Origin of the sequence: Ectopseudomonas chengduensis (assembly GCF_900102635.1) — a bacterium.
GTDB classification, from domain to species: Bacteria; Pseudomonadota; Gammaproteobacteria; order Pseudomonadales; family Pseudomonadaceae; genus Aquipseudomonas; species Aquipseudomonas chengduensis.
Genome location: NZ_FMZQ01000012.1, coordinates 19,171 through 36,191 on the forward strand (window position 1 = coordinate 19,171; position 17,021 = coordinate 36,191).

15 protein-coding genes are annotated in these 17,021 nt (G+C 64.0%); 7 read left to right on the top strand and 8 right to left on the bottom strand.

All coding sequences use genetic code 11. From position 1 onward, the window contains the following. Positions 1 to 299 precede the first annotated feature (299 nt). From BLS08_RS17935 to BLS08_RS17950, 4 genes are read left to right on the top strand one after another with little or no spacing between them, the layout of a single operon-like run. Positions 300 to 860, top strand: a complete 561-nt coding sequence (locus tag BLS08_RS17935; RefSeq protein WP_055987060.1) for a GNAT family N-acetyltransferase — start codon at positions 300 to 302, stop codon at positions 858 to 860. Continuing rightward, positions 857 to 2,464: a SagB/ThcOx family dehydrogenase gene (locus BLS08_RS17940; protein ID WP_055986936.1), complete on the top strand. Its 1,608-nt coding sequence runs from the start codon at positions 857 to 859 to the stop codon at positions 2,462 to 2,464. Before BLS08_RS17935 ends, BLS08_RS17940 begins: the two co-directional genes overlap by 4 nt. After that, entirely contained in the window at positions 2,461 to 3,330 is an 870-nt protein-coding gene (gene tesB, locus BLS08_RS17945; protein WP_090337092.1) for an acyl-CoA thioesterase II, read from the top strand. The genes BLS08_RS17940 and tesB overlap by 4 nt, the downstream gene beginning before the upstream one ends. Then, positions 3,327 to 3,920, top strand: a complete 594-nt coding sequence (locus tag BLS08_RS17950; RefSeq protein WP_090337094.1) for an HAD family hydrolase — start codon at positions 3,327 to 3,329, stop codon at positions 3,918 to 3,920. Before tesB ends, BLS08_RS17950 begins: the two co-directional genes overlap by 4 nt. A gap of 11 nt (positions 3,921 to 3,931) precedes the next feature. On the opposite strand, the gene BLS08_RS17955 is transcribed toward BLS08_RS17950, so the two are convergent. Continuing rightward, positions 3,932 to 5,011 carry an alpha/beta hydrolase family protein gene (locus tag BLS08_RS17955; protein WP_055986938.1) on the bottom strand — a complete coding sequence of 360 codons (1,080 nt, stop codon included), beginning with the start codon at positions 5,009 to 5,011 and terminating at the stop codon, positions 3,932 to 3,934. 31 nt (positions 5,012 to 5,042) lie between these two features. After that, positions 5,043 to 5,999: an SDR family oxidoreductase gene (locus BLS08_RS17960; RefSeq protein ID WP_055986940.1), complete on the bottom strand. Its 957-nt coding sequence runs from the start codon at positions 5,997 to 5,999 to the stop codon at positions 5,043 to 5,045. Positions 6,000 to 6,105: 106 nt separating this feature from the next. On the opposite strand from BLS08_RS17960, the gene BLS08_RS17965 reads away from it, so the two are divergent. Then, positions 6,106 to 6,717, top strand: a complete 612-nt coding sequence (locus BLS08_RS17965; protein ID WP_055986943.1) for a TetR/AcrR family transcriptional regulator — start codon at positions 6,106 to 6,108, stop codon at positions 6,715 to 6,717. 851 nt (positions 6,718 to 7,568) lie between these two features. On the opposite strand, the gene adeC is transcribed toward BLS08_RS17965, so the two are convergent. From adeC to BLS08_RS17980, 3 genes are read right to left on the bottom strand one after another with little or no spacing between them, the layout of a single operon-like run. After that, a complete protein-coding gene (adeC, locus tag BLS08_RS17970) occupies positions 7,569 to 9,002 on the bottom strand; it encodes an AdeC/AdeK/OprM family multidrug efflux complex outer membrane factor (protein ID WP_017675440.1) in 1,434 nt (477 codons plus the stop codon). Beyond that, entirely contained in the window at positions 8,999 to 12,142 is a 3,144-nt protein-coding gene (locus BLS08_RS17975) for an efflux RND transporter permease subunit (protein ID WP_017675439.1), read from the bottom strand. Before BLS08_RS17975 ends, adeC begins: the two co-directional genes overlap by 4 nt. Positions 12,143 to 12,156: 14 nt before the next feature. Beyond that, complete coding sequence (locus tag BLS08_RS17980; RefSeq protein ID WP_055986944.1) at positions 12,157 to 13,305, bottom strand: efflux RND transporter periplasmic adaptor subunit; 1,149 nt, start codon at positions 13,303 to 13,305, stop codon at positions 12,157 to 12,159. Positions 13,306 to 13,486: 181 nt separating this feature from the next. Here BLS08_RS17980 and BLS08_RS17985 point away from each other — a divergent pair, with 181 nt between their 5' ends. After that, positions 13,487 to 14,143, top strand: coding sequence for a TetR family transcriptional regulator (locus BLS08_RS17985; RefSeq protein WP_055986946.1), 657 nt, complete (start codon positions 13,487 to 13,489; stop codon positions 14,141 to 14,143). Between the two features lie 79 nt (positions 14,144 to 14,222). Here the strand turns inward: BLS08_RS17985 and BLS08_RS17990 are convergent, their stop codons facing one another. From BLS08_RS17990 to BLS08_RS18000, 3 genes are all read right to left on the bottom strand, one after another. Next, positions 14,223 to 14,405, bottom strand: coding sequence for a hypothetical protein (locus BLS08_RS17990; protein WP_017675436.1), 183 nt, complete (start codon positions 14,403 to 14,405; stop codon positions 14,223 to 14,225). Between the two features lie 179 nt (positions 14,406 to 14,584). Continuing rightward, positions 14,585 to 15,601, bottom strand: a complete 1,017-nt coding sequence (locus tag BLS08_RS17995; RefSeq protein WP_055986948.1) for a zinc-binding alcohol dehydrogenase family protein — start codon at positions 15,599 to 15,601, stop codon at positions 14,585 to 14,587. A 22-nt stretch (positions 15,602 to 15,623) separates the two neighbouring features. After that, entirely contained in the window at positions 15,624 to 15,917 is a 294-nt protein-coding gene (locus BLS08_RS18000; protein ID WP_021489414.1) for a putative quinol monooxygenase, read from the bottom strand. 105 nt (positions 15,918 to 16,022) lie between these two features. On the opposite strand from BLS08_RS18000, the gene BLS08_RS18005 reads away from it, so the two are divergent. Then, a complete protein-coding gene (locus BLS08_RS18005) occupies positions 16,023 to 16,937 on the top strand; it encodes a LysR family transcriptional regulator (RefSeq protein ID WP_017675433.1) in 915 nt (304 codons plus the stop codon). Positions 16,938 to 17,021 lie beyond the last annotated feature (84 nt).

The window sequence follows — 17,021 nt, forward strand, 5'->3', positions numbered from 1 at the left end:
ATCTGTCGTCGTCCGTTATGCCTGGCTTTGCCAGATCTTTTCTGCGCGGGTTCTCGTATGACAGCTCGCCAGCCATGTAGCAAGCGATGTAGTCGAAGGGCGAGGGCCTCGGCCGGAGACAGTTCGGGCCGATGCAGCTCGGCATCGGTGCTCAGGCCGCGGTCACCCAGGTGATCACGCAGCGGGCGGAATTTCTCCATGAGGAAGGAGGCCTGGCCGCGAAGGGCGGGCTGTATGCGGCATACAATAAGTGTCATCGAGTCGACGCCATATGGTCGCAGCCAATCGAGACAATCGCCATGCCCCTGATCGAAACCTCCACCGAGCGCCTCTTGCTGCGTGTCTGGCGCGACAGTGACCTGCCGGCGCTGGTCGCACTCAATGCCGATGCCGAGGTGATGCGCCATTTTCCCGCGCCTATGGACGCCGAGCAGAGCGCACAACTGCTGGCGCGCATCCGGGCGCATTTCGATGAGCACGGCTTTGGCTTCTGGGCGCTGGAGCGGCGCGATACGGGCGAGCTGATCGGTGTCACCGGGCTGGCACAGGTCGGCTTCGACGCGTTGTTCGTACCGGCTGTGGAGATCGGCTGGCGTCTGGCGCGGGCGCACTGGCGTCAGGGTTATGCCAGTGAGGCGGCGCGCGCTTCACTGGCCGTGGCCTTCGAGCAGCTTGGGTTGGACGAGGTATTGAGTTTCACCGTGCCGGCCAACCTGCCATCGCAGGCGGTGATGCGTAGCATCGGCATGCAGCGCGACGAGAGCGGCGATTTTCTCCATCCGCGCGTGTCGTCTGGTCATCCCTTGCAGCCGCACGTGCTCTACCGCATACGCTGCGAGCAGTGGGAGGCGCAGCGATGACGGACGTGCTCGCCTATCACCAGCTCAGCAAACACGCCCCCGAGCGCTTCGCACCGGGGCCGGGGCAGTTGGATTGGGCGACTCAGCCGGCACCGTTTCGTCGCTACGACGGTGCCCGGCTGATCGAGCTGTACCACCGCCCGCTGGAAGAGGGGCCGGCTTACGATGTTGCATTCGCCGGACCGCAGACGCCGCCCGCACCATTGAATCGAGCCAGCGTCTCGCAACTGCTGTACGACAGCCTGGCCATTTCCGCCTGGAAAGAGGCTGGCGGTAGCCGCTGGGCGCTGCGGGTCAATCCGTCATCCGGCAATCTGCACCCGACAGAAGCCTATCTATTGCTGCCGCCGGGTATCGTGGATGAGGACGGTGTGCTGGCCCACTACGCGCCGGATGTCCATGCCCTGGAGGTACGTAGCGAACTACCGCCGCCGCTCTGCCAGCAACTTGCCGACTGCCTGCCGCCGGGCGGTTTTCTCCTCGGCCTGAGCAGCATTGTCTGGCGCGAAGCCTGGAAGTACGGCGAGCGGGCTTATCGTTATTGCCAGCACGATCTGGGGCACGCCCTGGCGGCGCTGGCCATCGCCGCCAGCGTGCAGGGCTGGCAGGTGCGTATGCTCCACGGCGTGGCCGAAGTGCGTCTGGACGGCCTGCTGGGGCTGGATGATGAGGGCTTTCACGAGGCCGAACACGGCGACTGTCTGCTATGGATAGGTCCGGCGCAGAAGCTGGAGTTTGCGCTGCCCGAGACCCTGCTGACGGCGTTGGCACAGCTTGAGCGGAGCGGTGCGCCCAATCGCCTGTCCCGTGAGTATCGCCACTGGCCCGAGTTGCAGCGTATACATGGGCTATGCCGTGCGCCGGCACGTCCTCGCGCCGCCTGGAGCGTAGATGCTGCTGGTGTTCGCAATGACAACCCCGGCCTGCCCTTGAGGCCCATCCTGCATCGCCGGCGCAGTGCGCAAAGCATGGACGGCCGCAGCGGTATTCAGGCTGCACTGCTGCTGGCCTGGCTGCGCCGCCTGATGCCGCAGCAGTCACCAGTACCGTTCGCCGTGACTGGTGAGCCGAGCGAGATCGACCTGCTGCTGTTCATCCATCGCGTGCAGGGGGTTGCGCCTGGCCTGTACTGGCTGGATCGCACGGGCAGCGGTGTGCAGCCGCTACGCGAGGATTACCTGTGGCAGCGGGTGGACGAGGAACTGCCGCTGTATCGTCTGCTTGAAGGCGATGCGCGTAGTCTGGCGGGGTTTCTCAGCTGCGGCCAGGACATTGCCGCCGACGGCTGTGTCGCCTTGGCCATGCTGGCACGGGTGGAGCGCGCCGTGGCGGATGGCGCCTGGCGTTATCCACGGCTCTACTGGGAATGTGGCCAGATTGGTCAGTTGCTCTATCTGGAAGCCGAGGCGGCCGGGCTTTCGGGTACTGGCATCGGTTGTTATTTCGACGACGCTTTGCGGGAATTGCTCGGCGATGCCGACAGCGGCTGGCAAAGTCTTTACCATTTCACCCTTGGCCGCGCTGTATGGGATGAACGCCTGACGTCCCTGCCGGCCTATTCCCAACCGCGATTACCAACCCCTGCACAAGGAGAGACTCCATGACCCAGGTACTCGACGATCTGGTCGCGCTGCTGAGCCTGGAACAGATCGAGGAAAACCTGTTCCGTGGCCGCAGCCAGGATCTTGGTTTTCGCCAGCTGTTCGGCGGCCAGGTGCTTGGCCAATGCATTTCCGCCGCCAGCCAGACGGTCGAGGAGGCGCGCCACGTGCACTCCATGCACGGTTACTTCCTGCGCCCGGGCGATGCCAGCCTGCCGGTGGTCTATCAGGTCGAGCGCACCCGCGATGGTGGCAGCTTCAGCACCCGCCGCGTGGTGGCGGTGCAGAAGGGCCAGCCGATCTTCTTCTGCAGTGCGTCCTTCCAGTACGACGAGGAAGGCTTTCATCACCAGAACCAGATGCCGGACGTTCCCGGCCCCGAGGGCCTGAAGTCGGAAACCGAGCTGGCGCGCATGGTGGCGCCGATGATTCCCGAGCGCATGCGTGAGCGCTTGACCAGCGACAAGCCGATCGAAATTCGCCCGGTCACTCTGATCAACCCCTTTGCCCCGCAGCCCTGCGAACCGGTCAAGTACGTGTGGTTCCGCGCCGCCGGCGAGCTGCCGGACGACCCGCAACTGCACAAGTACCTGCTGGCCTATGCCAGCGACTTCAACCTGCTGACCACCTCGATGCAGCCCCACGGCGTGTCGGTGTTCCAGAAGTTCATGCAGGTCGCCAGCCTCGACCATTCGCTGTGGTTCCACCGCAACCTGCGCATGGATGACTGGCTGCTGTACGCCATGGACAGCCCCTGGGCCGGCAACGCCCGCGGCTTCTCCCGCGCCAGCATCTACAACCGCCAGGGCGAGCTGGTGGCCTCGGCAGCCCAGGAAGGTCTGACGCGCGTGCGTGAGGACTGGAAGTGAGAACACTGCGCGAAGCACGTCACTGGGTGTTCGATATGGACGGCACCCTGACCCTGGCAGTGCATGATTTCCCGGCGATCAAGCGGGCGCTGGGCATTCCCCAGGAGGAGGACATCCTGCATCACCTGGCGGCGCTACCGGCAGAGGAGGCCGCGGCCAAGCATGCCTGGCTGCTCGAGCACGAGCGCGAACTAGCGGTGGCCTCGCGCCCGGCGCCGGGCGCCATCGAGCTGGTGCGCACCCTGTGCGAGCGTGGCTGCCAGCTCGGCATCCTCACGCGCAATGCTCACTCGCTGGCGTTGCTGACATTGCAGGCCATCGGCCTGGATGACTGCTTTGCCAGGGCGGACATTCTTGGCCGCGACGAGGCTCCACCCAAACCGCATCCGGGTGGGCTGCTGCACCTGGCCGAGCGCTGGAGCGTTACGCCGCGTGAGCTGGTAATGGTCGGCGACTACCGCTTCGACCTGGAGTGCGCCCAGGCCGCCGGTGCGCGCAGCGTGCTGGTCAACCTGCCGGACAACCCCTGGCCGGAACTGACCGGGCTGCACGCGCAGGATTGCGCGCAGCTGTTGGCGGGGTTGGGCTGAGCGGCGAGGTCTCAGTTATTGACGGCGTGTTGTCGGCTTGTGACTGATGCGGTGTCCATGCCCCGAGCCTGAGCGAGGATGGGTTGCCAGTCGCTGCGCCACTGCGTCAGTGCCGCGCCATCGCCGCGAAATACCAGGTCGAGAAAAGCCAGGCTCAGGTCGGCCGTGGCTGCCTTGGTCTTGGCGTTGAGCGAGGGGCCGCCGGTGAACGAGCGATCGGTGAAGATGCTGTGGGAGCCATCGCGAAATACCGCCAGCAATTTGGTCGGGTTGGCCACCGCATCGTAGATTGCCAGGCGGTCATCCGCGCCAGAGCGATAACCCGGAATCTGGATCACGTCATCGGTGGCGGTCACATGCAGGGTCGGTACCGAAACCTGGCCGAGCACCGCTGCCAGGTTGTTTTCACCATAGAACGGCGGGGCCGAGATGATCACCGCGGCGGCAAAGCGAGGGTCGCGGTAGCTGATGACCTGGCCATCCCTGACCACCTGTGCCCCTGCCGTGAGCAGCGCCGTGTTGGCGCCGTAGGAGTGCCCGGCGATGACGATACGTTGTGGGTCGACCGCAGCGCCCATCTTCCCTGTCGCTGCGGAAAGCATCTGGTCGAGGGCGAAGCTCACATCGCTGGCACGGGCCATCGCTTCGCTTTCCTGAGCGGCATCGTGCAGGCGCTCCACCACGGCGAACGGGTTACCCCGCCACAGCGCGGAATCACTGCCGACATGCTGCACGTGCAGGCTGGCGACGCCGTGGCTCGACCAGTGCTTGCCGAGGTAGCTGTAGCCCTTGCGTGAGCCGCCGATGCCATGGGAGAACACAACCAGCGGCACGCTGGCGCCTGGCTGCACGTTGGCCGGCCAGTAAAGGCGTACCGGAACGGCGCGCGAGCGGGTCTGATCGAGCCAGTCGAAATCGCTGATTTCGTAGGCTGGCTCCTCTGCTTCGGTGGTGTTGGCCGTGGCCGTATTCGACACGGCCAGCATGGCCAGCAATGCGCTTGCCAGCATCTTCCAGCCTCTGCGTCGTGGTTGTGCGACGAAGTCGGCAAGGTCGTCGTTGCTGGCTTGGTATTTCAGAGTCGAGTTCATCGTGGTGCGGATTCCCTGGCGGCTGTTCAGGCTATGGAAAGAGTTGGTAGGGCTTGGTGACCCGCAAAGGCGCGGCGGGAAATGACATGCCGGTGAGGCGTTCGGATTCGTTCCACAGGCGTCTGGCCATACCCAGGTCCATTGCCTGCAGCGGCGTTCTGGCGAGGACGGGGTAACCGCGGGTTTCGCTCAGCCTGTTCGGGCCGTAGTAGGCGCCGCCCTGAGCTTGCGGGGCGGTCGCGGCGAACAGCGTCGGCAGCGCGCCCTGAGCCGCTGGCTGGAACAGGAACCAGAGCAGGCGCCGGGCACTGCCGGCTGCGCTCCACTTGCCGGCGCCATTGGGCAGCAGTTCGGTACGTGACACACCCGGATGCGCCGCGATACTGCGGATACCCCAGCCAGCCGCGTTGCTGCGGCGTTGCAGTTCCAGGGCGAACATCAGGCAGGCCAGTTTGGACTGGCTGTAGGCGACCATCGGCTTGTAGCCACGGGTGGATTGCAGGTCGCTCAGGTCGATGGCGCCTTGCCTGGCAGCGATGCTGGAGAGGCTGACGACGCGCGGCTGGTCGCCCTTGCGCAGCAGCGGCAACAGCTGGGCGGTCAGGGCGAAGTGACCGAGGTGGTTGGTGCCGAACTGCAGTTCGAAGCCGTCGGCCGTCTCCTGGCGCTGCGGCGGCGTCATCACCCCGGCGTTGTTGATCAGCAGGTCGATGTGGCCATCGGAGTCGCCAAGGCGTTTGGCGAAGGCGTCGATGGAATCGAGGCTGGCCAGGTCCAACTGCTCGAAGCAGACGTCGCAGCCCGGATTGAGTTGGCGGATCTGCTCGACGGCAGCCGCGCCACGCGAAGGGTTGCGGCCGGCGAGTATCACCCGCGCTCCCGCTTCGGCCAGGGCTTTTGCGTCTTCGAAGCCGAGCCCACCGGTGCCGGTGATGACGGCGGTGCGACCGTGTAGCGAGGGAATATCGGAAGTGGTCCAGTTGGCCATGATCGTTGCCTTGCCTCAGAATGGGGCGTTAATCTGAATGCATTAATAATTGCACTGGGTGCAAACATTAGTGCACTCAGTGCAATTATCGCAATAGGCTATTGGAATGACCGAATCTCTCCCTCCCGAGGGCCATGCACCTGCCGAAGGCCTGCGAGAGCGCAAGCGCCGGGCCACTCGGCAGCGTATCGCCGAAGTCGGGCTGCAGTTGTTTCTCACAAATGGTTACGAAAGCACCACGCTCGACGCGATCGCCGCCGAGGCGGGTATCTCGCGGCGTACCTTCTTTTCCTATTTCAAGTCGAAGGATGACGTCATCCTGTCCTGGCAGGAGGCCGGCTGGGCCAGCATCCATAGCGAGCTGCTGCAGGTGTCGCCGGATATCGCGCCGCTGGACGCCGTGCGCGATGTATTGGTGAGTCATATTTCCCGCTACACCACCGAGCAGATGGCGGCCATCGACCGCCTGATGCGCTCCAGCGAGTCGCTGCTGGCGCGCAAGCAGGCGTATTACGCCGAGCAGGAGAGGCAACTGTTCGCCACGCTCTGTGAGGTATGGCGCCAACCCGAGCGGCGCATGACCCTGCGCGTGGTGGCCATGGCGTCTCTGGGCGCCATGCGCCTGGCGATCCAGACCTGGCAGGAGCAGCTGGGTCAGCCCAAGCCCGTGGCCAGTTATCTCGAGGAAGCGTTCGAGACGCTCAAGTCCGAACTCTGACTGCACTGGCAAGCGCACGTCGGGCCGAATAAAAAAGATTCTCGTGGGGAGATACGCTTGATACCGGACTGGCAACTACGTGTTAGCTGTCGATGACTTGGCACTATCCGTTAGCGTGTCGTCTGATCTGATGGGTTTCGCCCCTTACGGGCGACTCACTTTCTTTGCTTGTGCAAAGAAAGTAAGCAAAGAAACACACCCCTACATACGGCCCCGGCTGCGCCGGGGTTCCCTCGCTCCATCACCACTACACGGGCACGCCGAGAAGGGCCATCCCTGGCCCATCACGGCTCTCGCGGCATCCATGCCGCTCAACCCCTTCCACGGCGATTCCACTCGGCCTCCTGAAGGGGATTTGGGCGTCGTCTGTGAGATCGCGCTTCAAGAGCAAAAACCAAACGCTACCGACTTTGATCTTCCGGAGATTTCGCAAGCTCGCGGCCCGGTCCCCTTCAGGAGGCCGAGCGGAGGTGTTGCGTAGGGGAGCGAGCCGCATGGATGCGGCGAAAGGCTTAAAGGGCCATGGATGGCCCTTGTAAGCCGGCCCCCGGAGCAGCGCCGGAGCGAGGGACGTTTCGCGTAGCGAAACCCGGATGTCGGGGTGCCCTTCTTTGGCACACCTTTCTTGGGCAAGCAAGAAAGGTGTGGCGCCCGTAAGGGGCGCAACCCAAACGCTCAGTGGACTCGGTAATGGATAGTGCCAAGTCAGTAAGCGATACGCACACAAACATGCCAGTCCGGTGTCAACCCGCACTTTCCCCAAACTGTGTGAAAAACCAAAAAAACGCCCCCGCAAAGACTGCGGGGGCGGCGCGTTGGATAAGGTCGTCCTTGAAGCGGGTTACGCGCGGTCAACCTTGTGGGGCGTTGCTCCCCGTATTGCTCCAGCCACCACCCAGGGCCTTGTACAGCTCCACTTCACTGCTGAGCTGGGCTAGGCGGTCGGCGATCAGTTGCTGGCGCACGCTGAACAGCTGACGCTGGGCATCGAGCAGGGTCAGGTAGCTGTCCACGCCGGTGCGGTAGCGCCGTTCGGCCAGGTCGTAATAGGTCTCGGTGGTTTCCAGCAGGGCGCGCTGGGCGTCCAGTTGCTGGCGGTAGGTGGTGCGCGCAGCCAGGCGGTCAGCGACCTCCTGGAAGGCCACCTGGATGGCTTTCTCGTACTGCGCGACCTGGATGTCACTCTGCAGTTCGGCATAGTCGAGGTTGGCGCGCAGACGGCCGGCGTTGAAGATCGGCAGGCTGATCTGCGGCTGGAACAGCCAGGTACCCGAGCCGCCGTCGAACAGACCGGACAGCTGGCTGCTGGCGGTGCCGGCATTGGCGGTCAGGCTGATGCTGGGGAAGAACGCCGCACGCGCCGCGCCGATATTGGCGTTGGCCGCCTTGAGCTGGTACTCGGCCTGCAGCAGGTCGGGGCGACGCTGCAGCAGGTCGGCGGGCAGGCCAGCCGGTACCTGCTCCAGCAGTTCGGCGTTCAATGCCAGACCTTGCGGCAGGTCGGCCGGCAGGCCGGTGCCGAGCAGTTGAATCAGGGCGTTGCGATCCTGAGCGACCAGGCGCTGGTACTGCGCCAGGCTGACGCGGGCGCTGTCCACCGAGCTGCGTGCCTGGCTCAGGGCCAGGGCATCGGCGACACCGACGTCGAAGCTGCGCTGGGTCAGCTGGTAGCTTTCCTCGAAGGTCTTCAGAGTGTCCTGGGTCAGTTGCAGCAGCGCCTGATCCGCCTGCCATTGCAGGTAGGCGTTGGCGACGCTGGCGACCAGGCTGATCTGCGTGCTGCGCTGGGCCTGTTCGGTGGCCAGGTACTGCTGCAGAGCCTGCTCGCTGAGGCTGCGGATACGACCGAAGAAGTCCAGCTCCCAGGCGTTGACGCCCAGGGTGGCGCTGTACTGACCGCTGGTACGGGCTTCACCGGTCTGGCTCAGATCGGCAGGCAGGCGCTGGCGAGTGCCGGCGCCGTCGGCGGAAACCGAAGGCAGCAGGTCGGCACGCTGGATGCGGTAAAGCGCGCGATAGGCTTCGACGTTCAGCGCAGCGACACGCAGGTCGCGGTTGTTCTCCAGTGCCACCTGCACCAGTTGCTGCAGCGCCGGGTCGCGGAAGAACTCGCGCCATTGCAGGTCGGCCGCCGCACGGCTGCCTTCGCTGGCGGCGCTGCCATAGGCTTCGCCTTGCGGCCAGTCGGCGGCCACCGGAGCGTCAGGGCGCTGATAGTCGGGAATCAGGCTGCAGCCGCTGAGCAGTGCGGCGGCCACGGCCAGGGACAACAGGGACTGCCTCATTGCAGTACCTCCTTCTCGTTTTCACGGGTCGGCTCGGGGCGCTTCTTCTCGAAAATCGAGCAGACCACGACGTAGAACAGTGGGATCCAGAAGATCGCCAGGATCATCGCGCTGAGCATGCCGCCGATCACCCCGGTACCGATGGCGTGCTTGCTGCCGGCGCCGGCACCACTGGCGATGGCCAGCGGCAGACAGCCGAGGATGAACGCCAGCGAAGTCATGATGATCGGGCGCAAGCGCATGCGGCAGGCTTCGATGGCCGCCTCGGCGAAGGTCATGCCCTGTTCGTACTGGGCTTTGGCGAACTCGACGATAAGGATCGCGTTACGCGCCGACAGACCGATGGTGGTGAGCAGGCCGACCTTGAAGAACACGTCGTTGGACAGGCCACGCAGCTCGGTGAACATCAAGGCGCCGATGATCCCCAGCGGCACCACCAGCATCACCGAGAACGGGATCGACCAGCTCTCGTACAGTGCTGCCAGGCACAGGAACACCACGATGGCGGAGATCACGAACAGTGCAGTGGTCTGCGAGCCTGCCAGGCGCTCCTCGTAGGACAACCCGGTCCAGGAGTAGCCGACGCCCTGTGGCAGCTGCGAGGCGATTTCCTCGACGGCGGCCATGGCATCACCAGTGCTGTAGCCGGGCGCCGGAGCACCGAGGATTTCCACTGCCGACACGCCGTTGTAGCGCGCCAGCTTCGGTGCGCCATAGGTCCATTCGCCACTGGCGAAAGCACTGAACGGCACCATGCGGCCCTGGTCGTTGCGCACGTACCACTTGTTCAGGTCTTCCGGGCTCATGCGCGCGTCGGAGACGCCTTGCAGGTAGACCTTCTTCACTCGACCGCGGTCGATGAAGTCGTTGACGTAGCTGGCCCCCCAGGCAATCGACAGGGTGCTGTTGATGTCCGCCAGCGACAGGCCGAGGGCGCGGGCGCGCTCGTCATCGATCAGCAACTGGTACTGCGCTTCGTCGCGCAGGCCGTTGGCACGCACGCTGTCGAGCACCGGGTGCTGGTTGGCCAGTTGCAGGAACTTGTCACGTGCCTCGTTCATCACCTCATGGCCAACACCCGCCTGATCCTGCAGGAAGAAGTTGAAGCCAGTGGCGTTACCCATCTCCATCACCGCCGGCGGGGCGAAGGCGAACACCATCGCATCGCGGAAGCTGAAGAAGTGCATCTGCGCACGTTGCGCCAGTGCGGCTACGCCATTCTCGGCGCCGGGACGTTCACCCCAAGGCTTGAGCATGATGAAGGCCATACCGGAGCTCTGACCACGGCCGGCGAAGTTGAAGCCGGTGACGGTGAATACCGATTTGACCGTGCTCGCCTCGTCCTCCAGCAGGTACTGGCGCATCTCGTCGACCACCACCTGGGTGCGCTCGGCACTGGAGCCGGACGGCGTCTGCACCTGGGCGAAGAGCACGCCCTGGTCTTCCTCGGGGAGGAAGGCGGTAGGGATGCGGGTGAACATCCAGGCCATGATGATGACGATCACCAGGTACAGCAGCAGGTACGGCGTCTTGCGCTTGATCATGCCCGCCACGCCACGTTGATAGGCGTTGCTGCCGCGCTCGAAGGTGCGGTTGAACCAGCCGAAGAAGCCGCGTTTGGCCTCGTGGTGGTCACTGTCGATGGGCTTGAGCAGGGTGGCGCACAAGGCAGGGGTGAAGATCAGCGCCACCAGTACCGACAGGGCCATGGCCGAGACGATGGTGATGGAGAACTGCCGATAGATCACCCCGGTGGAGCCGCCGAAGAACGCCATCGGCAGGAACACTGCCGAGAGCACCAGGCCAATACCCACCAATGCACCCTGGATTTGCCCCATGGACTTGCGCGTCGCTTCCTTGGGCGACAGTCCATCCTCGCGCATCACCCGCTCGACGTTCTCCACCACCACGATGGCATCGTCCACCAGCAGGCCGATGGCCAGGACCATGGCGAACATGGTCAGGGTGTTGATGGAGAAACCGAACGCGGCAAGTATGCCGAAGGTGCCGAGCAGTACCACCGGCACCGCCATGGTCGGGATGATGGTGGCGCGCAGGTTCTGCAGGAACAGGAACATCACCAGGAACACCAGCACGATGGCCTCGAACAGGGTGTGCACCACCCCTTCGATGGAGGCCGAGATTACCGGTGTGGTGTCGTAGGGGAAGACCACTTCCATGCCGGCCGGGAAGAACGGCTCGAGATTGGCGATGGTTTCACGCACCGCCTTGGCGGTGTCCAGGGCGTTGGCACCAGTGGCCAGACGAATCGCCAGACCGGAGGCCGGCAGGCCGTTGAACTGCGCGTTGATGGCGTAGTTCTCGCCGCCCAGCTCGACCTTGGCGATATCACCCAGACGCACCTGGGAGCCATCGGGCTGAACCTTGAGCAGAATCTTGCGGAACTCTTCCGGGGTCTGCAGGCGCGTCTTGCCGATGATGGTGGCGTTGAGCTGATTGCCCGGCGCCGCCGGCAGGCCGCCGAACTGGCCGGAGGAGATCTGCACGTTCTGCGCCTGGATGGCGCTGCGTACGTCAACCGGGGTCAGCTGGAAGCTGTTGAGCTTGGCCGGGTCGAGCCAGATGCGCATCGCATACTGCGCGCCGAACACCTGGAAGTCGCCGACGCCCTTGGTCCGCGAGATCGGGTCCTGCAGGTTGGAGACGATGTAGTCGGACAGGTCCTCACGGGTCATGCTGCCGTCTTTCGACACCACGCCGATGACCATCAGGAAGTTACGCACCGACTTGGTCACACGGATGCCCTGTTGCTGGACTTCCTGTGGCAGCAGCGGGGTGGCCAGTTGCAGCTTGTTCTGCACCTGAACCTGGGCAATATCCGGGTTCACCCCCTGTTCGAAGGTAACGATGATCTCCATGCTGCCGTCGGAGTTGCTCGACGAACTGACGTAGCGCAGGCCGTCGATACCGTTGAGCTGCTGCTCGATCACCTGCACCACGGTGTCCTGCACCGTCTGCGCCGAGGCGCCCGGGTAGGAAACCTGAATGGCAACGGCAGGCGGCGCGATGCTCGGGTACTGGTTGATCGGCAGCTTGAGGATGGACAGGCCACCCGCCAGCATGATCACCAGGGCGATCACCCAGGCGAAGATCGGCCGGTCGATAAAGAATCTGGACATTCAGTACTTCTCCGTTAGTCCTGGCCGCTGGCTTGTTCGGCGTCTTGGGCAGGCTGTTCGGTCTTGACGTTGCTGGCCGGCACGGCCTTGACCTCGGCGCCAGGCTGTACGAACTGCAGACCCTCGGTGATCAGGCGGTCGCCTTCGTTCAGGCCTTCCTCTACCAGCCAGGCACTGCCGGCGGTGCGATCAGCCTTGAGCACGCGCAGTTCAACCTTGTTGTCTGCACCCACCACCATCGCCGTGGGTTCGCCGCGCTGGTTGCGGGTCACACCTTGCTGAGGGGCGAGAATGGCGTTCTGCTTGACGCCGGAGAGCAGCTCGGCATGCACGAACATGCCCGGCAGCAGCAGGTGATCGGGGTTGGGGAACACCGCGCGCAGGGTCACCGAGCCGGTGCTTTCGTCCACTGCCACCTCGGAGAACTCCAGCGTGCCTTCATGGGCGTAGCGGCTGCCGTCTTCCAGTTTCAGCGCGACCTTGGCGGCGCTGTCGCTGGCCTTCTGCAGACGGCCCTCGGCCAGGTCACGGCGCAGGCGCAGCAGTTCCTTGCTCGATTGGGTGACGTCGACGTAGATCGGGTCGAGCTGCTGGATGGTGGCCATGGCGTTGGCTTGACCGTTGCTGACCAGTGCACCTTCGGTCACCGCGGAGCGGCCGATGCGACCGCTGATCGGCGCCATCACCTTGGTGTAGCGCAGGTCGATGCGCGCCTGCTCCAGTGCGGCATCGGCCTGCAGACCGGCAGCGCGGGCTTCGTCATAGGCCTGCTGGCTGACGGCCTTGTCGGCAACCAGCAGCTTGTAGCGATCAGCCAGGGACTTGGCGGAAAGCTGCGTGGCTTGCGCGCTCTTGAACGTTGCTTCGTAGGTGGCCGGGTCGATCTGGTACAGCTGCTGGCCCGCCTTGACCTCGCTGCCTTCGGTGAACAGGCGCTTCTGAATGATGCCGTTGACCTGTGGGCGCACCTCGGCGATGCGATAGGCGCTGGTGCGCCCCGGCACTTCACTGGTCAGTGCAAAGGGTTTGGCTTCGAGCGTGACCACTCCGACTTGCGGGGTTTGCTGGGTCTGTGGGGCGCTGGATTCCTGGCAGCCGGTGAGACTGAGCATTGCCACGGCGATGGCGGAAACCAAGACAGCGAAGGCTGGCTTCGAGTGCATCTGAGAACCTCGTTTTTATCGAATCATGGCCCAAGGGGCGCGAAGGGGACGAAGGCAGGGAAAAAATCGATGCAGGAATATACTTACGTACGTGAATGTTTGTAAATGCCTAAAGCTGCCTGCATACTCTCGCCCGTCCTTCCTTACCGAAGGGTTACGGCAATGCGACAGTAGGTGACAGATGGCCAGAAGAACCAAAGAGGAAGCGCAGGCGACGCGGGTGCAGATACTCGATGCCGCCGAGCGGGTGTTCCATGCCCAGGGCGTTTCCCGTGCGTCTCTGGCCGAGGTAGCGAAAGAAGCCGGCGTCAGCCGCGGCGCCATCTATTGGCATTTCGAGAACAAGATCGATCTGTTTCAGGCGATGCTCGAACGTCTGCGCCTGCCGCTCGAGGAACTGGCGCGTGCCAGCGAGAGCGAGGACGAGCCTGACCCGCTGGGCTGCATGCGTGAATTGCTGATCAAGGCACTGACGCGCCTCGCTTGCGAGCCGCAGACCCACCGCACCCACGACATCCTGCGTTACAAGTGCGAATACACCGGTGAGCTGCTCGGCCTGCGCGAGCGCATGCAGGCGCTGAGCATTGAGTGTGATCAGCGCATCGCCAAAGCGCTGAGCAACGCGGTCAACAAGGGCCAGTTGCCGAGCGACCTGGACTGCGCGCGGGCTGCCGTCTGTCTGCATGCCTATATGGAAGGTATCGAGTCCAACTGGTTGCTGGTGCCCAACTTCGACCTCGCGCAGCAGGCGCCAGCGCTGGTCGATACCGTGCTGGACATGCTGCGCAGTCCGGCGTTGCGCCTGATGCCGGTCAGTCAGGCGTCAGGCGAGAAGTAGGGTGCACTGTGCGCTCCAGGGGCTAGCCCGTTTTTTCGCTGCGCAGCGCACCCTACGACATTGCTATCAAGGCTGAGATTCAGCCCGCCTGACGCTGCACGGGCCAGTCGGGCAGCTTGTGTGGCGCGCGCAAGCGGGCTTCGAGCCTGGCGGCGAACTGGCGGGCCTCCTCTTCGCTGCGAAAACTCACGCAATGTTGATCCAGTCGTACCTGCCACAGGCATTCGCCGCCCTGATCACGCGGCTGAACGAGAACTTTCATGCGAACCACCTCCTTAAGCTGCGACGAGTCGCCGGTGCTTGTTGGGGACAATCAGGATAGTTCGCTTGCATGACCTTTTTCTGATCTAAATCAAATGGCCGACCAGCGTGATGGCCGCTTCGCGATAAGCGGTACCGCGAAGGAAACGTGACTGGGTCGGCCCACCACATCATCGCGCCTCAGAACCCTTCGAGCACGATCTTGCCCTTGGCTTTGCCACTCTCCAGCAGCGCATGAGCGCGACGCAGGTTGGCGGCATTGATGGTGCCGAAATGCTCACCGAGGGTGGTCTTGATCACGCCGGCGTCGACCAGATCGGAGACCCGCTCCAGCAGACGATGCTGCTCGATCATGTCTTCGGTCTGGTACAGCGAACGGGTGAACATCAGCTCCCAGTGCAGCGACAGGCTCTTGCGCTTGAGCTGCATCACATCCAGCGGTTGCAGCGGGTCGTCGATCAGCGCCAGGCGTCCCTGCGGCTCCAGGGATTCGACCAGTTGCGCGTAGTGCTGGTCGGTCTGGGTCAGGCTGGCGACATGGGTGACCTGGCCGATGCCAATGCGCGCCAGTTCCTCGCTCAGCGGCTTGCTGTGATCGATTACATGATGTGCGCCCAGATCACGGACCCAGGCTTGGGTTTCCGGGCGCGAGGCAGTACCGATCACGGTCAGGCCGGTCAGGTTGCGCGCCAGTTGGGTGAGAATCGAACCGACACCACCGGCGGCGCCGACGATCAGCAGGCTCTGGCCTTGATCGGCCGAGCCCTCGGCAACCTGCAGGCGCTCGAACAGCAGTTCCCAGGCGGTGATGGCAGTCAGCGGCAGGGCTGCAGCTTCGGCGAACGACAGGCTGCCCGGCATATGGCCAACGATGCGTTCATCGACCAGGTGCAGTTCGCTATTGGCGCCGGCACGGTCGATGGCGCCGGCGTAGAACACCCGGTCGCCGGGCTGGAACAGAGTGACTTCGCTGCCCACGGCCTTGACGACGCCGCTTGCATCCCAGCCCAGCACCTTGGCGGCACCATTCTCCGGCGTAACGCCGAGGCGGATCTTGGTATCGACCGGGTTGACCGAGATGGCCCGAACCTCGACCAGAAGATCGTGTGCACCCGGAGTGGGTTCGGCCAGCTGCACGTCCTGCAGTGCTTCGGGATGGTCGGCAGGCAGGGATTGGTAGTAAGCGACGGCTTTCATGGAAATGGTCCTCTGTGAGAAATCAGGTAAGGGGTTGCAGCGGGAGCAGATCGATACCCGCAAGCCGCTCGCCGAATGCGTTGGTGAAGTGTAGGAAGTGCGGCGCTGCACGATGCTGGTCCAATGCCTCGGCGTCGCGCCATTGTTCGATCATCACGAACTGGTGCGGGTCCAGCTTGTTGCGGTGCAGCGCGTACTGCAGGCAGCCGGGCTCCGCGCAGGTTGCAGTGACCAGACGTTGCAGGCCTGCGGCCACCGCCTCGGCATGACCAGGCAGGGCCTTGATGGTGGCGATCAGTGTGAGAGCAGTGGTCATGGCGGGCTCCGGTAGGTAATTGAAGCCATGCTCTTTTATTTGTGTGGAAAGAAAAAGAAGCGGGTAATAGAGTCTCTTTCATCATTATTTTGAAAGTGAGCGGCCATGCTGCGTTTCGACGACCTGCAACTCTTCGTGCGAACTGCCGAAACCGGCAGCCTGTCCGCTGCGGCGCGGCTGCTGGATGTTTCGCCAGCCGTGGCCAGCGCGGCCCTCAAGCGTCTTGAGCAGCAGCTGCAGGTGCGCCTGCTGGCGCGTTCGACGCGCAGCCTGCGCCTGACGCCCGAGGGCGAGCTGTATCTGGTGCATGCCCGGCTGGCGTTGCAGAGCCTCGAGGAGGGGCGCCAGCAACTGGTCGGCAGCCAGGAGGGGATTTGCGGTGTATTGCAGCTATCGGCGCCGTCGGATCTGGGGCGCAATACGTTGTTGCCCTGGCTCGACGCGTTCCAGGACGAGCATCCGCAACTGCAGCTGCGTCTGCTGCTGGCCGACCGGGTGACCGACCTGTTCCGTGAGCCGGTGGACATCGCCCTGCGCTACGGCGCACCGGAGGATTCCAGCCTGGTGGCACTGCCGGTGGCAGCGGACAATCGTCGGGTGCTCTGCGCTTCACCTTCCTATCTCGCCCGGCACGGTTCGCCGCGCAGCGTGGAGGAGCTGCATCAGCACAACTGCCTGCTCTATATGTTGCATGGCCGAGCGTATGATCGCTGGCGCTTTCAGGATGGCAAGCGCGAGGTACTGATGAACGTCGCGGGTGACCGGGTCTGCGACGATGCCGATGTCACTCGGCGCTGGGCCGTGGCCGGGCGGGGTGTGGTGTACAAGTCCTGGCTGGATGTCGCCGAAGACGTGCGCGAAGGGCGCCTGCAGGTGCTGCTGCCGAACTGGCTGGGCGAGCCGACGCCCCTGTATCTGGTGTGTGCGCACCGTGCTCAGCTGAGCAAGGCGGTGCATCTGCTGCGCGAATTCGTGCAACTGCGCTGCCAGCGTTTGCTGGACGCTGCGCCATGGCGTTAGCACTTGATGCGATAAAGCCAGCAAGCCCTGCTAGACTCTCGTACGCAGTGCCTGCGGCAACGCACCGCAGTGTCGCGCTGCCAT

Bases quoted from the DNA above. Each gene is read 5' to 3' on its own strand.
- adeC (WP_017675440.1), bottom strand. From the start codon at position 9,002: ATGAGGCAGTCCCTGTTGTCCCTGGCCGTGGCCGCCGCACTGCTCAGC.
- BLS08_RS17975 (WP_017675439.1), bottom strand. From the start codon at position 12,142: ATGTCCAGATTCTTTATCGACCGGCCGATCTTCGCCTGGGTGATCGCC.
- BLS08_RS17960 (WP_055986940.1), bottom strand. From the start codon at position 5,999: ATGGCCAACTGGACCACTTCCGATATTCCCTCGCTACACGGTCGCACC.
- BLS08_RS18005 (WP_017675433.1), top strand. From the start codon at position 16,023: ATGCTGCGTTTCGACGACCTGCAACTCTTCGTGCGAACTGCCGAAACC.
- BLS08_RS17995 (WP_055986948.1), bottom strand. From the start codon at position 15,601: ATGAAAGCCGTCGCTTACTACCAATCCCTGCCTGCCGACCATCCCGAA.
- BLS08_RS17955 (WP_055986938.1), bottom strand. From the start codon at position 5,011: ATGAACTCGACTCTGAAATACCAAGCCAGCAACGACGACCTTGCCGAC.
- BLS08_RS17940 (WP_055986936.1), top strand. From the start codon at position 857: ATGACGGACGTGCTCGCCTATCACCAGCTCAGCAAACACGCCCCCGAG.
- BLS08_RS17985 (WP_055986946.1), top strand. From the start codon at position 13,487: ATGGCCAGAAGAACCAAAGAGGAAGCGCAGGCGACGCGGGTGCAGATA.
- BLS08_RS17980 (WP_055986944.1), bottom strand. From the start codon at position 13,305: ATGCACTCGAAGCCAGCCTTCGCTGTCTTGGTTTCCGCCATCGCCGTG.
- BLS08_RS17965 (WP_055986943.1), top strand. From the start codon at position 6,106: ATGACCGAATCTCTCCCTCCCGAGGGCCATGCACCTGCCGAAGGCCTG.
- BLS08_RS17935 (WP_055987060.1), top strand. From the start codon at position 300: ATGCCCCTGATCGAAACCTCCACCGAGCGCCTCTTGCTGCGTGTCTGG.
- tesB (WP_090337092.1), top strand. From the start codon at position 2,461: ATGACCCAGGTACTCGACGATCTGGTCGCGCTGCTGAGCCTGGAACAG.
- BLS08_RS17990 (WP_017675436.1), bottom strand. From the start codon at position 14,405: ATGAAAGTTCTCGTTCAGCCGCGTGATCAGGGCGGCGAATGCCTGTGG.
- BLS08_RS18000 (WP_021489414.1), bottom strand. From the start codon at position 15,917: ATGACCACTGCTCTCACACTGATCGCCACCATCAAGGCCCTGCCTGGT.